Source organism: Corynebacterium ureicelerivorans, assembly GCF_000747315.1.
Classification (GTDB): Bacteria; Actinomycetota; Actinomycetes; order Mycobacteriales; family Mycobacteriaceae; genus Corynebacterium; species Corynebacterium mucifaciens.
Genome location: NZ_CP009215.1, coordinates 2128442 through 2142337, shown reverse-complemented (window position 1 = coordinate 2142337; position 13896 = coordinate 2128442). Strand labels below are relative to the sequence as shown.

General features: G+C 65.0%; 12 protein-coding genes. 7 read left to right on the top strand and 5 right to left on the bottom strand.

Features of this window, described 5'->3' with window-relative positions; all coding sequences use genetic code 11:
- Positions 1–41: 41 nt before the first annotated feature.
- From CUREI_RS10500 to CUREI_RS10470, 7 genes are all read left to right on the top strand, one after another.
- Positions 42–821, top strand: coding sequence for a glycerophosphodiester phosphodiesterase (locus CUREI_RS10500; protein WP_084768345.1), 780 nt, complete (start codon positions 42–44; stop codon positions 819–821).
- Between the two features lie 10 nt (positions 822–831).
- Positions 832–1521 carry a glycerophosphodiester phosphodiesterase gene (locus tag CUREI_RS10495; RefSeq protein WP_038613338.1) on the top strand — a complete coding sequence of 230 codons (690 nt, stop codon included), beginning with the start codon at positions 832–834 and terminating at the stop codon, positions 1519–1521.
- 56 nt (positions 1522–1577) lie between these two features.
- Positions 1578–2501 (top strand): DUF5926 family protein, encoded by a 924-nt coding sequence (locus CUREI_RS10490; protein ID WP_038613336.1) that lies wholly within the window; start codon positions 1578–1580, stop codon positions 2499–2501.
- 197 nt (positions 2502–2698) lie between these two features.
- Positions 2699–3652, top strand: a complete 954-nt coding sequence (locus CUREI_RS10485; protein WP_038613334.1) for a carbohydrate ABC transporter permease — start codon at positions 2699–2701, stop codon at positions 3650–3652.
- Between the two features lie 177 nt (positions 3653–3829).
- Entirely contained in the window at positions 3830–4639 is an 810-nt protein-coding gene (locus tag CUREI_RS10480; protein ID WP_201773358.1) for a carbohydrate ABC transporter permease, read from the top strand.
- Between the two features lie 32 nt (positions 4640–4671).
- A complete protein-coding gene (locus CUREI_RS10475; protein WP_051952345.1) occupies positions 4672–6009 on the top strand; it encodes an ABC transporter substrate-binding protein in 1338 nt (445 codons plus the stop codon).
- A 32-nt stretch (positions 6010–6041) separates the two neighbouring features.
- Positions 6042–7172 carry an ABC transporter ATP-binding protein gene (locus CUREI_RS10470; RefSeq protein ID WP_038613328.1) on the top strand — a complete coding sequence of 377 codons (1131 nt, stop codon included), beginning with the start codon at positions 6042–6044 and terminating at the stop codon, positions 7170–7172.
- Positions 7173–7254: 82 nt separating this feature from the next.
- Here the strand turns inward: CUREI_RS10470 and hutI are convergent, their stop codons facing one another.
- The 5 genes from hutI to CUREI_RS10445 form a co-directional block, all read right to left on the bottom strand.
- Positions 7255–8448 (bottom strand): imidazolonepropionase, encoded by a 1194-nt coding sequence (gene hutI / locus CUREI_RS10465; protein ID WP_038613326.1) that lies wholly within the window; start codon positions 8446–8448, stop codon positions 7255–7257.
- A gap of 91 nt (positions 8449–8539) precedes the next feature.
- A complete protein-coding gene (hutU, locus tag CUREI_RS10460; protein ID WP_084768342.1) occupies positions 8540–10231 on the bottom strand; it encodes a urocanate hydratase in 1692 nt (563 codons plus the stop codon).
- Positions 10232–10772: 541 nt separating this feature from the next.
- A complete protein-coding gene (locus CUREI_RS10455) occupies positions 10773–11435 on the bottom strand; it encodes a flavin reductase family protein (RefSeq protein ID WP_038613324.1) in 663 nt (220 codons plus the stop codon).
- 128 nt (positions 11436–11563) lie between these two features.
- Entirely contained in the window at positions 11564–13105 is a 1542-nt protein-coding gene (gene hutH, locus CUREI_RS10450; protein ID WP_038613322.1) for a histidine ammonia-lyase, read from the bottom strand.
- Between the two features lie 33 nt (positions 13106–13138).
- Complete coding sequence (locus tag CUREI_RS10445; protein WP_038613314.1) at positions 13139–13873, bottom strand: IclR family transcriptional regulator; 735 nt, start codon at positions 13871–13873, stop codon at positions 13139–13141.
- Between the last annotated feature and the right edge of the window lie 23 nt (positions 13874–13896).

Sequence of the window (13896 nt, the reverse complement as noted above, 5' to 3'; positions counted from 1 at the left end):
TCCGGTCGCGGGGGAGGCGGGGCGGGAGTAGCCTCCAAGCCGTGAGCGAGCAGACCGAGCACACGCTGCAGCACAACGGGCCGAAGATTGTGGCGCACCGCGGATTTTCCGGCAGGTATCCCGAGCTGACGCGCCGGGCGTTCGAGGAAGCGCTGAAACTGCCCATCCACGGCATCGAATGCGACGTGCGGTTGAGCCGCGACGGCCGCGTGGTGGTGTTCCACGACGCGTCGGTGTCGCGCACCACAGACGGCACGGGGCGGGTGGACTGCCTGGACTTTGCGGAGCTGCGGCAGCTCAACTGCGGTACCGCGGACGAGCCGCAGCGCATCATGCGCCTGGAAGAACTGCTGGAGCTCATGCAGGACCACCCGGACAAGCACCTCTACATTGAGACCAAGCACCCCACCATCTACGGGCCCGAGGTGGACGAGCAGACGCTGCGCAGCCTCCGGTATGCGGGCCTGCACGAATCCGAGAACGTGCACGTGATCTCCTTCTCCCACCGCGCGGTGCGCTACTTCACCGAGATGGCGCCGGAGTTGGAAACCTTCTATCTGTTCCGGCTCAAAGAGATGCGGTGGAACAGGAAAAACCGCATGCTCTCCCGCCCCTACGGCGTGGGGCCGGCACTGCAGCACCTGCAGCTGCGCCGCGAGCTGCTGGGCTACCAGGGGCTGAAGACGTATACGTGGACCGTGAACACGCCGCGGCAGATGCAGTGGTGCGCCGACAACGGCGTTGACGTGATTGCCACCGACCAGCCTGATGTCGCCCTGGCAACGTTTGGCCAGGTGCCGTCAGCGGCGCTGGCTGGGTAGGCGGAAGCACATGACCGGCATCATCGCGCACCGCGGCTTCAACGGCCTGTACCCCGAAAACACGCGCCGGGCCTTCGAGGAAGCGCTCAAGCTGGACATCGCGGGCATTGAGTGCGACGTCAACCTGAGCCAGGACGGTGAAGTGGTGGTCATCCACGACCTCACCGTGGACCGCACCTCCGACGGCAGCGGCGAGGTAGGGCAGATGACTCTGGACGAGTTGCGCCAGCTCAACGTCGGCACCGAGGACGACCCGCAGCAGATCATGCTGCTGGACGAGCTGCTGGACCTGCTGGAGCAGTACCCCGGTAAGCACATCCTGATTGAGACCAAGCACCCCTCCCCGTTCGGCCCGGCGCTGGAGGAGGCAGTGGCCCGCGTGCTGCGCACCCGCGGGATGGAGCGTGATCCGCGCGTCCACCTCATCTCCTTCAACCCGGAGGCGATCGAGCGGTTCCACCAGCTCCTCCCGGATCTGGAGACGTTCCTGCTCGCTGACGAGGGGTTCGAACCGGTCGGGGAATGCGGCGCCGGGCCGAGCGTGCGGCTGGCTCGGCAGCAGCCCGAGCTTCTCGACGGGCGATTCCGCACCTACGTATGGACCGTGAACCTGCCCAAGGACATGCTGTGGCTTCAACACCACGGCGCGTCCTTGATCGGCACCGACCTGCCGCACATCGCGCTGGAGACGCTGGCGTAGCGTCCGCTGGCATTCGCGGCGGTTGCTGCCATAGGCCTGCCGGTACGATTGCGCCCATGGTGCAACGCAAGCCGAAGAAGAAAAAGAACCGCGAGGACCTGCCCGAGGGTATGTCCCGCCGCGAGGCCAAACTGGCCGCGCGCGCTGCCGAGCGCGAGCAGCTGCAGAAAGACCCCCGCCCGTTCGGCGGCCTCGCGGCCGAGGCGGACCTCGTCGCGCTGCAGGAGTTCGTGCCGTCCGCCACCGCTACGTTCGACGTCAAGGGCACGCCCGTCAACATCGTGACCGTGCTGCCCGGCGCCGGCGCCGCGCTGGTGCGCGAGGAGAGCGAGGGCGGCGAGCGCTTCGTTGCGCTGCAGGTCACCTCCCACTCCCAAAACCCGGGCCGCGACCTCGCCTACGCGCTGAACTGGGTGGTGGATGCGGCACCAGGCGAGACGCTGCAGTCCACCGTCGCCGACGGTTCGCAGCCGGAGCTGGCCACGCTTCTCGACGGCTCCGCCACCCCCACCATCACCACCTACCAGGACTTTTCCTGGTGGTTCCCCGAGGGTGCGCAGGTGCCGCCGCAGATCCAGCAGGCATTCCAGCAGGCCAACAGCGCCGTCTTGCCGTCCGAAAAGGTGGGCGACGGCCTGCCGGGTGCGGTTTGGTGGGTGAACCCGGGCGGCGGCAAAGCCCACATCCGGTGGGTGCGCACCGAGGACAACGAGGCGCAGATGCTCTCCGCGCTGGCCCGCATCGCCGCGCGTGGCGAGCTGAACCTGGGCGAGGGCACCAAGTTCGCCGGCGTGTTCCGCACCCACGGTGTGGTGGTGCCGGTGTTCGATCTTGACCCTTCGGTGGAGGCCGGCGCGTACGAGTCCGCGCTGGCTGCGCTGGACAAACAGATCCAGGCCGAGTACGGCAACGACGCCGCACTCTCGGCCGACGAGCGCAAGCAGCTGGACAATATTAAGTCCCGTCAGGTGACGATCTAGCGTCATCTGCTTGCGCTGGGTTGGCCAAATTCAGCTACTAAGACCCAGCTAACCGCTTGTTTCCGGCGAATAGCTGGGTCCTTCCAGCTGGATCTGGCGGCGGCCGCAGTGCGTGGCACGATGCGTTCCCGCAACGTTTCCTTGCAGACAACGCGCAGTTAACCGTGCGTTCACGCCACGGTTTTACGGTTCGCTACATGCGTTCAACAATCCCGGCCGTCTCCGTGGAGCCGGAAGTCTCCACGGAGTACGCGGCGAACCGCGGGAAGGGGAGCCGGAAGATTGACTGGCGCCAGGTGGGCCTGGCTGCCCTGTTGATCGGGCCGAACCTGCTGCTACTGATCATGTTCACCTACCGCCCGCTGGTGGACAACATCCGTATCTCGTTCTACAACTGGAACATTTCCTCCCCGACGATGACGTGGGTGGGGCTGCAGAACTACATCGACTGGTTCCGTGCGCCCGAGACGTCAACCATCGTCTGGAACACCATCATCTTCACGTTCTTCGCCGTGGCGGGGTCGATGGTGATTGGACTCGCGCTGGCGGTGTTGCTGGACCAGAAGCTGTTCGGTCGGGCCGCGGTGCGCTCGATGGTGTTCGCCCCCTACGTTATCGCCGGCGCAGCCATCGGCGTGGCCTTTCAGTTCGTGTTTGATCCCCGGTACGGGCTGATCCAGTACTTCCTCAACCTCGTGAACATTCCGGTGCCGAACTTCTACCAGAATTCCGGCTGGGCGTTGTTCATGATCACGGTGACGTACATCTGGAAAAACGTCGGCTACGTCTTCGTCATCTACCTCGCCGCCCTGCAGGGGCGTCGGCACGACTTGGACGAGGCCGCGGAAATTGACGGCACGTCGAGCGCGCGCCACTTTTTCCGGGTCGTGCTGCCGCAGCTGCGCGGCACGACGTTCTTCCTACTCATCACGGTGCTGCTGAGTTCTTTCCAGGTCTTTGACGTTATCAACGCAATGACGAGGGGCGGCCCGTTCACTTACGGCACCACGACGATGGTGTTCCAGGTGTACACCGAGACGTTCGTGAACGGCCGTGCGGGTTATGGCGCTGCGGTGGCCACCGTCATGTTCCTCATTGTTCTGATCATCACCGTGCTCCAGATCAAGCTGCAGGAAAGGCTGGACAAGTAAGTGTCGACCAAATTCTCGGCTGAGCCGGGTGCGAGCGGCAAGCAGCGTCCCGCACCGGTCGTGCGCGGCGAGGACACCCTCCCGCCGGTTCCGGGGAGCCAAGCAGACGGTGACCCAGTGATCACCGAGGCGCAGCGCAAACGCACCGGCGCACCCGCGGAGACCAGTTCCCGGGGGATGAAGATCCTCGGCTACATCGCCTTGGTGCTCACCGTGCTGATGATCCTGGTGCCGCTGTATTTCATCGTCATCACGTCGTTCAAGACCTACCAGGATGTGTATTCGGACCCGATCACGTTCTGGCCGGATCCGCTGGTGCCGGAGAATTACGCGCGCGTGTGGGAGACCTCAGGCTTCCCGCAATACCTGCGCAACTCCATCGGCATCACGCTCATCCTCACCGTGGTCAAGGTGGTCCTCGGCGTGTTGTCGGCGTACGCCTTCGCGTTCCTCCGTTTCCCGGGGCGCAACCTGTTGTTCCTGGTCGTCATCGCCGCGTTGATGGTGCCCAACCAGATCACCATCATTTCCAATTACGCACTCGCCGCGTCCCTTGGATGGCGCGACACCTGGACCGGCGTGATCGTGCCCTTGGCGGGAGTGGCGTTCGGCTGCTTCCTCATGCGCAACCACTTCCAGTCGCTGCCGTCCGAGATCATGGAGGCGGCGGAAATGGACGGCGCCGGCTTCTTCACACGGCTGTTCAAGGTGGTCCTGCCGATGTCGTGGCCCACCCTCTCAGCATTCCTGCTCATCACCGTTGTGAACGAATGGAATGAGTACCTCTGGCCGTTCCTCATCACCGATACGCCGGCGGCGGCGACGCTGCCGGTGGGCCTGACGCGCCTGCAGGATGCCGAGGGCCTGACCAACTGGGCGCCGGTGATGGCAGGAACAGTTTTGACCACGCTGCCCATGATCATCGTGTTCATTCTGCTGCAGAAGCAGATGATCAAGGGCTTGACCGCGGGCGCCGTCAAGGGCTAGCCCGGCCACTTACTTTCCACACCATCTCAAGAATGGAGAACCCCATGTCCAACCGCTCTGTAACCAAGCGCCTCGGCGCCGTAGCTTTGGCCGCGCTGACCGCCGTTTCTCTCACCGCCTGCGCAGGCGGCTCCACTAGCGACGGCGGCAACTCCGACGGCGGCAACGCAGCCGGCGACGAGAACAAGATCGTGTTCTGGTCCAACCACCCGGGCAACTCCCGCGACCTTGAGATGGAGCTTATCGAGGCGTTTGAGAAGGAAAACCCGGACCTGGACGTCGAGCTCGTGGACGGCGGCGCCAACTACGAAGAGCTGGCGCAGAAGTTCAACGCCGCGCTTGCAGGCTCCGATCTGCCCGATGTCATCGTGGCCTCCGACGTGACGTGGTTCAACTTCGCGCTGAACGACGCCACGACGCCGCTGGACGACCTGTGGGAGTCCGAGAACATCAACGCGGACTCCTACGTGGATACCCTGCGCGACGACTACGAGTACAACGGCAAGCACTTCGGCGTGCCGTACTCCCGCTCCACCAACCTGATGTACTGGAACACCGAGGACCTGGCGGCCGCAGGCTTGCCCACGGACCGCGGCCCGGAGACGTGGCAGGAGTTCGACGAGTGGGCGGGCAAGCTGAAGGAGACCACCGGCCACCCGGCGTTGACCATCCCGGACGGCTCTAGCTACCTCGACTGGTACTTCCAGGGCATGGTATGGGCGTTCGGTGGTGCGTACTCCCAGGAGTGGGAGCCGACGTTCAGCGACCCGAAGACCATCGAGGCCGCGAAGTTCCTCCAGGATCAGGTAAAGAAGGGCCACATTGAGATCAGCACCGACCCGACCGTTGCGTTCGGCAACGGTAACGCGTCGTCACTGCTGGAATCGACCGGCTCTCTGGGCGGTCTGAAGGAATCCGCGACCGTGCCGTTCATCACCACCTACCTGCCGGGCCCCGGCCCGTCCGCAGCAACCGGTGGTGCCGGCCTGGCGGTGCCGAACGGTATCTCGGACACCCGCAAGAAGAACGCCGTGAAGTTCATCGACTTCATCACCAACACGGAGAACACCATCAAGTTCTCGCAGCAGACCGGGTACATGCCGGTGCGTAAGGACGCGCTCGAGGACCCCGAGGAGCGCAAGTTCCTCGACGAGAACCCGAACGCCGAAACCGCGATCAAGCAGCTCAACGACAACACCAAGCCGCAGGACTACGCCCGTGTGTTCGTGCCGGGCGGCGGCAAGCGCATCGGCGGCGCGCTCGACCGCATCACCGTCGGCGGCGAGGACGTGGAGAAGGTTTTCGCGGATCTGGATACCGAAACGCAGCAGGTCATCGACCGCGACATCGCCCCGAAGCTGGACAAGTAGTTTCACCGGCTGAAGCAGAATAGGAGTCGCACATGGCAACCGTCGAATTCCGGCAGGCGTCCCGCATCTACGATCCGTCTCGCCCGCCGGCCGTCAGCCGCATCAGCTTGGACATCGCCGACGGCGAGTTCCTGGTCCTCGTGGGCCCGTCTGGCTGCGGCAAGTCCACCACCCTGCGCATGCTCGCGGGGCTGGAGCCGGTGGACGAAGGCCAGATCTTCATCGACGGCGAGGACGTGACGGAGACGCGGCCGCGCGACCGCGACGTTGCCATGGTGTTCCAGTCCTACGCCCTCTACCCGAACATGACGGCCCGCCAGAACATGGCCTTCGCGCTGCAAAACGCCAAGGTGGACAAGGCGACCATTAAGGAACGGGTCGACTTCGCGGCGAAGATGCTCGAGCTCGAAGACCTCCTGGACAAGAAGCCCGCTGCGATGTCCGGTGGACAGCGTCAGCGCGTCGCCATGGGACGCGCGATCGTGCGCGAACCCAAGGTGTTCTTGATGGATGAGCCGCTGTCCAACTTGGACGCCAAGCTGCGCGTGTCCACCCGCGCGCAGATCCTGCAGCTGCAACGCAGGCTCGGCACAACCACGCTCTACGTCACGCACGACCAAACCGAGGCGATGACCATGGGCGACCGCGTGTGCGTGCTGAAGAAGGGCATTCTCCAGCAGGTGGACACCCCGGCCAATCTGTACGACAACCCGGGCAACACCTTTGTGGCCTCCTTCATCGGCTCCCCCTCGATGACGCTGATTGAGAATGTGCCGTTTATCGACGGCCACGTCGTCGGCGGCAAAGGCCACGCTATGGACTACTACATCCCACGCGACCTAGCGGCGAAGGTGCAGTCTGAGCGCGTCATCGTCGGCGTGCGCCCAGAGAACTGGGAAATCATCGGCGTGAATCAGCCCGGCGAGCACTACGGTCTGCCTGTGGAGGTCGACATCGTCGAGCACCTCGGCTCCGACCTGTACGTCTACGGGCACCGCAAAGAGCGCGCCGACGACGTCATCGCTGTGCGCGGCGATCGCATCACGGTGAAGGTCCCACGCGGCATCAGCGTGGACCACGGAGACACCATTTACCTGCGGCCCATGGAAGGCGGCGTCGTCTTCTTCGACCCGGACACCGAGATCAACTACGACTACCTCTGACCCTGATCCCGGAACCCCATTTCGCGGGTGAAAAGGGGCGGGAGGCCGCCCATGGGCAAAAGCAGGGCGCGCCGGGCAGCCCCTAGCCGTAGACCTTCTCGCCCGCCACCCAGGTCTGCCACGTAATCGGCATGCCCGGGCGGTACGCGAGGTTGATGGCGTTTTCCGCGTCTAGGATGTGCAGGTCGGCCGCCGCGCCGGGGACGAGGGTGCCCTTTGCGGGGCGGCCCTGGGGATCCTTCCCGTTGCCGACATTGTGGCGTCGCAGGGCCTTGGCGCCGCCGGTGGTCGCGGCCTCGATGGCCTCGTCGAGGGTGAGGTGCTGCTGCAGCACCGCGGTGGTGACGCAGAAGTTCATCGAGGAGGTAAAGCTCGTGCCCGGGTTGAGGTTGGAGGCGATGGCCACGGTCGCGCCGGCATCGATGAGCTTGCGGCCGGGGGCCAGCTCCTCGCGGGTGGACAGGTCGCAGGCGGGCAGCAGCGTGGCCACGGTATCGGAATCGGCGAGCAGCTTAATGTCCTCGTCCGACAGGTAGTTCACGTGGTCCACGCTGGCTGCGCCCATCTCCACGGCGAGTTTCACGCCCGGACCTTCGCCAAGTTGGTTGCCGTGCACACGAACGCCCAGGCCAACAGCCTTGCCGGCCTCGAGGACGCGGCGAGACTGCTCCTCGTTGAACGCGCCGCGCTCGCAGAACACGTCGATCCACTGGACGTGGTCCTTCACCGCGTCGAGCATCGGGCCGACGACCTGCTCGACGTATTCTTCCGCGTCCGTCCCCGGCGGCACGAGGTGGGCACCGAGGAAGGTGACCTCGTCCACGTGGCGCGAGGCGACGCGCGCGGCTTCGGCCTCGGATTTAACGTTGAGGCCGTAGCCGGTCTTGGTTTCGAAGGTGGTGGTGCCCAGCGCGTGGGCTGCGGCGACGCGTTCTGCGACCAGCGCGTCCAAGCGCTCCTCGCCTGCGGAGCGGGTCGCTTCCATGGTCACGGCGATGCCGCCGGCGGCGTAGGACTCGCCGGCCATGCGCGCTTCAAACTCCTCAGCGCGGTTGCCGTCGAAGACCATGTGGGTGTGCGAGTCCACCCAGCCAGGAAGCACGGCTCGCTTCTCGACGTCTACAGTTTCCTCCGCCTTCGCCGCCTCAGCCGGCGCCTCGTTGGCGGGGCCGACCCAGGTGACCACGCCGTCGTCGATAAGCATGGCGGCGTCTTTGATGGTCCCGAGCTCCGAGACGGTGCGCAGCTCGGAAATACCGGTGATGAGGGTGCTCATGAGTGCCTTTCGTTGGGGGTTTTGCAGGGCCCAGGGTAATGAGAAGCGCTGACGCGCCCACGAGGGGAAACGTCAGCGCTTGCGGGCGGGACTAGTCGCGCGCCTTGAATTCCATCGGGATGCGCACGCCGCGCTCCTTGGCCACCTCATTGGCGCGGGTGTAGCCGGCGTCGACGTGGCGGATGACGCCCATGCCCGGGTCGTTGGTGAGCACGGCCTTGAGCTTCGCCTCGGCGAGCTCGGTGCCGTCAGCCACGGTGACCTGTCCGGTGTGGATGGAGCGGCCCATGCCCACGCCGCCACCGTGGTGGATAGACACCCAGGTAGCGCCGCCGGAAACGGCAGTCATGGCGTTGAGCAGCGGCCAGTCCGCAACGGCGTCGGTGCCGTCGAGCATGGACTCGGTCTCGCGGTACGGCGACGCCACTGAGCCGGAATCCAGGTGGTCGCGGCCGATAACGATCGGGGCCTTGACCTTGCCTTCCTTGACCAGGTTGTTGAAGATCACGCCGGCCTTGGCGCGCTCGCCGTAGCCCAGCCAGCAGATACGCGCCGGCAGGCCCTCGAACTCGACGTACTCCTCGGCGGCGTCCAGCCAGCGGTGCAGGTGTTCGTTCTCCGGGAAGGCTTCCTTGATGGCCTGGTCGGTGACCTTGATGTCCTCCGGATCACCGGAGAGGGCAACCCAGCGGAAGGGGCCGAGGCCCTCGCAGAACAGCGGGCGGATGTAGGCCGGGACGAAGCCCGGGAATTCGAAGGCGCGGTTGTAGCCGGCCTTGCGGGCCTCGTCGCGGATGGAGTTGCCGTAGTCGAACACCTCGGCGCCCTCGTCCTGGAACTCGACCATGGCCTGCACCTGGGCAGCCATGGACTCGCGGGCCTTCTTGGTAAAGGTGGTCGGGTCCGAATCCGCCTCGTTGTCCCAGTCCTCGAACGGGATCTCGGAGGGCAGATAGGACAGCGGATCGTGCGCGGATGTCTGGTCGGTGACGATGTCGACGGTGAACTCGCCTGCGCGGTGGCGGCGCAGCATCTCCGGGAAGATCTCTGCGGCGTTGCCCACAAGACCCACGGACAGCGCGCGCTTCTCGTTCTTCGCGTCGGTGACCAGCTTGATGGCTTCCTCGAGGTCGGTGGTGACCTCGTCGAGGTAGCGCTTGCCCTGGCGACGCTTCAGGCGGCCCTCGTCCACGTCCACGATCAGGCAGGCGCCGCCGTTGAGGGTGACGGACAGCGGCTGTGCGCCACCCATGCCACCGCAGCCGCCGGTCAGGGTCAGGGTGCCAGCCAGGGTGCCGTCGAAACGCTTCTTCGCCACAGCCGCGAAGGTCTCGTAAGTGCCCTGCAGGATGCCCTGGGTGGCGATGTAGATCCAGGAGCCGGCCGTCATTTGGCCGTACATCATCAGGCCCTCGTCCTCGAGCTTGCGGAAGTGCTCCCAGTTCGCCCAGTCGCCCACCAGGTTGGAATTGGCGATGAGCACTCGCGGCGCCCACTCGTTGGTTTTCCACACACCAACCGGCTTGCCGGACTGAACCAGCAGGGTCTCGTCGGATTCGAGGTCCCTCAGGGTCTCCACAATCGCGTCGAAGGCTTCCCAGCTACGAGCGGCGCGGCCGGTGCCGCCGTAGACGACGAGGTCGTCTGGGCGCTCCGCAACCTCCGGGTCGAGGTTGTTCTGCAGCATGCGCAGCGGAGCCTCGGTCTGCCAAGACTTCGCGGAGATTTCCGTGCCGCGCGGGGCGCGGACCTCGCGTGCGCCTTCGGACCAGTTCTTCGCCATATGGGAATCCTTTCTATTGTTGCTCAATCGCGTTAACGGGTAGACAGTAACCCACGTCACAGGGTGTGGGGAGGGGAGCGTAAGGCAATTTGTCTCGGGTGCGAGACTTTCGTGCGGGAGCGCTCGTGGGTGCGCTCAAACCCTAGGAAGCGACCCAGCGCATGCCCGGTTCCGGGGGTTTGCAGTGGCCGGCGTTTAACGCACCTTTCTACAGCTCGATGTCCTTGGTTTCCCACATGAGCGGTCCAGTCGCTACGAACGAAATTGCCATAGCCAGCAGGTAGTACTGGAACACTTGTGGATGTCCTTGTTCGCCCAGCCAAAGCGTTGAGATACGGTGCCGTGCCGCCAAAAATCGCGGTGGCGAGAGACAGCGTCGTGGCAACCCCTTTCAAGTACGTTGCTGAAATTAGCGACCACCATGTCCCGTAGCTGTTTTGCAGCGAGTTTTCCTTCGTTCCGTCTCCGGTCCGGGGACCGTACGAGGTTGCAGTCCCGGGGCGGATGCGTATCTCGTGCGGGCACTGTTCGGCGCCGCTCATCACGCCGATCCTTCCAGTCCTGCCTGTGCGGCAGAGTCTGAGCCGGGCACCCTCATCTCAAACTTGTCGGTGACAACTGTGTAGTCGAAGTAACCCATGCGGGAGATCGGTTTCATTTTGAGGACATCCAATTTGCCGTCGTCATCGATGAAGTCGTCGTTGATGTGGATCGTCATCACGTCTGCCACGACGAGGTCAATCGTTCCGACCGGGGTGTCGCCTGGGATGCGCAAAGTGGTCTTGTACTTGCACTCGAATTTGGCTGGGCTTTCGGCCACCATCGGTATCCGGTGATTGTCGGCATAAGTCTTCGTGACGCCTTGATCTTCCAGGTGGGACCACTCGCTTTCATCGTGGTCGAGTGCCATGGCGGAAATATTCACCGCCTCGCGAAGGTCGTAGGTCGCCATATTCCACACAAACCAACCGGTTTGCTCGGCGTTGAGGACAGTGTCCTTACGGCGTCCATCCGGATACTGGTTTGCGGAGAACATCACCATTGGCGGGTCGAACGTTAGGTTTTGCCACTGGCTGTACGGTGCGATGTTTTCTTTCCCGTCGGGATCCACGCTGGAGAGCCATCCGATGGGGCGCGGAATCGTGCTCGATTTGAACGGGGAGTACGGCAGCGGGTTCTTCTCGCTCTGTGGGTGCCACTTCACTTCTCTATTCCTTCCACTTGATGTGATGCAGGTAACTTGTCAAACGCTAATATGCTTTGGGCAATGGCTGCAGCGATCCTTGAGTTGGCTGTTGTCTTGCATGTGAGATTCCGCGCGAGCTTGGCGCCCTACCGCAGCTCGCCTACTGCGGCCTCCACCGCTGCGACGTAGTCGCCGCCCTTAACCAGCTGCACCGACTGCTCGATCTCGGGAGAGAGATAGCGGTCGGTGCCGGGCCCTGCCACGCGCGTGCGCAGGGCGGACACCGCCGCGCCGGTTCCGGCGGAAGGCTTACCGTCGCGCATGTCCAGGGCGCGCGCGGCGGTGAGGATCTCCACGGCGAGCACGCGCTGCAGCCCGTCGATGCTGCGGCGCAGCTTGCGCCCGGCGGACCAGCCCATGGAGACGTGGTCTTCCTGCATCGCCGACGAAGGGATGGAATCTGCGGAAGCGGGCACCGCGTTGCGCTTGAGCTCGCCGACGATGCCGGCCTGGGTGTACTGGGCGATCATGTGGCCGGAGTCCACGCCGGGGTCGTCCGCAAGGAAAGCGTTGAGGCCGCGGTTGCGGGCGGGGTCCAGGAAGCGGTCGGTACGCCGTTCGCTTATCGACGCCAAGTCCGCCACCACAATGGCCAAAAAGTCCAGCACGTAGGCCACGGGCGCGCCATGGAAGTTGCCGTTGGAAGCTACCCGGCCGTCCTTGGTAACCACTGGGTTGTCATTGGCAGCGGCAAGTTCCCGGTTGGCCACAGTGGTGACGTGCTCCAGGGTGTCGCGGAACCCGCCGGCGACCTGCGGGGCGCAGCGGATGGAGTAGGCGTCCTGCACGTCGTTGGCTTTGAAACCCTCGAGCGCGGCGGCCAAGATCGGCGAATCGGCGGCGACGGTGCGGATGTTGTATGCAGAGTCCGCCTGGCCGGGATGCGGGCGCAGCTGCTGCAGGTCGTCTTCAAAGACGCACAGAGTGCCGTTGAGTCCCTCCACGCTCATGGCGGTGGCGATGTCGGATACCTTCGCGGCCTCCCGGAGATCCGCGACGGCCAGGCAGAGCATGCCGAGCATGCCGTCGGTGCCGTTGATCAGCGCTAGGCCCTCCTTCTCGCGCAGCACGAGCGGCTCGATGCCGGCCTCGGCCAGCGCTTGGGCGGCCGGGACGATCTCGCCGCCACGGACGCGGACCTCGCCCTCGCCGAGCAGAGCCAGCGCGCAGTGCGCCAGGGGTGCGAGGTCGCCGGAGCAGCCCAGCGAGCCGTATTCGCGCACCACCGGGGTGATGCCGGCGTTGAGGGCTGCCGCGTACGTTTCCGCCACCACCGAGCGCACGCCGGTGCGGCCGGTGCAGAGGGTGGACAGGCGTAGCAGCATCAGGGCGCGGATGACCTCGTCCTCCACCTCTGGGCCTGAGCCTGCGGCGTGGGAGCGCACGAGCGAGACCTGCAGCTGGGCGCGCATGTCTTCCGGTATGTGCTTGGTGGCCAGGGCTCCGAAACCGGTGGAGACGCCGTAGATCGGGGTGGGGTCGGAAGCGAGTTCTTCCACCCGCTGCCGGGTAGCGGCTATTTCTTCCAGTGCGGCCGGGTCGATGACGACCTCGGCACCATGGCGGGCGACGGCCACAACGTCCTCGACGGACGGGGCCCCAATTCCTACAGCAACTGTTTGTGTCATGGGCGCGATATTAGGCCCCCTTTGTGCTCCACGTCACACATTCCCAAAGAATTGTTCTCGTAGCCCAGACGCAGCCTCCGCCAATGCGGTGACCAGGCGCTGCGTGTCCACGCTGTCAACGGGAAACGTCACTGCCAGTGCCGCCGCGGGGCGCGCCAGGTGGTCGAGTACCGCAACCGCCACGGACTCCTGGCCGCGAGAGACCGCTTCGCGCTCGGTAGCGTACCCTTGGCGTCGATAAGCGGAGAGCTCTTGCTTGATCTCGCTGTAGTGGCGGTGTTCGCCCGAGGAGTTGTAGGCCGCGCGCAGCTCCGCCTCCGGCAGCTGCGCCAGCATGATGCGCCCCGAAGCGGTCAACAGCGACGGCAAGCGCACCCCCACCTGCGTGACCAGCGACACAGCGCCGGGAGCGCGAACCTCGTGAAGGTACACAATCTCCGAACCCGCCAGGCGCGTCAAGTGCGCCGAGCCGCCTGCGACCTGGGCGATGCGCGCCAGCGGCTTCGCAGCCAAGCGCACCAGCGGCTGCTGCGTGGTGTAGGCCTGCGCCATCCGGTAGGAAGCGAGCCCTAACCCGTACGTGCTTGGCTTGTGCAGGTGCACCACGAACCCGGAATCTTCCAGCTCGCGCAGCAGGTGGTAGGTGGTGGACCGCGGCAGGCCCAGCTCGCGCTGGATGCGGGTGGCGGAAATCGGCGCGTCCGTGGTGGACAACAGCGCCAGGATGCGCAGAACGTTGTGCGCGGCGGGGACCTGGGGCTTACTCATCGCCCTCAGTATGCCTGCGGCGC

Bases quoted from the DNA above. Each gene is read 5' to 3' on its own strand.
- CUREI_RS10495 (WP_038613338.1), top strand. From the start codon at position 832: ATGACCGGCATCATCGCGCACCGCGGCTTCAACGGCCTGTACCCCGAA.
- CUREI_RS10490 (WP_038613336.1), top strand. From the start codon at position 1,578: ATGGTGCAACGCAAGCCGAAGAAGAAAAAGAACCGCGAGGACCTGCCC.
- CUREI_RS10485 (WP_038613334.1), top strand. From the start codon at position 2,699: ATGCGTTCAACAATCCCGGCCGTCTCCGTGGAGCCGGAAGTCTCCACG.
- CUREI_RS10480 (WP_201773358.1), top strand. From the start codon at position 3,830: ATGAAGATCCTCGGCTACATCGCCTTGGTGCTCACCGTGCTGATGATC.
- CUREI_RS10475 (WP_051952345.1), top strand. From the start codon at position 4,672: ATGGAGAACCCCATGTCCAACCGCTCTGTAACCAAGCGCCTCGGCGCC.
- CUREI_RS10470 (WP_038613328.1), top strand. From the start codon at position 6,042: ATGGCAACCGTCGAATTCCGGCAGGCGTCCCGCATCTACGATCCGTCT.
- hutI (WP_038613326.1), bottom strand. From the start codon at position 8,448: ATGAGCACCCTCATCACCGGTATTTCCGAGCTGCGCACCGTCTCGGAG.
- hutU (WP_084768342.1), bottom strand. From the start codon at position 10,231: ATGGCGAAGAACTGGTCCGAAGGCGCACGCGAGGTCCGCGCCCCGCGC.
- hutH (WP_038613322.1), bottom strand. From the start codon at position 13,105: ATGACACAAACAGTTGCTGTAGGAATTGGGGCCCCGTCCGTCGAGGAC.
- CUREI_RS10445 (WP_038613314.1), bottom strand. From the start codon at position 13,873: ATGAGTAAGCCCCAGGTCCCCGCCGCGCACAACGTTCTGCGCATCCTG.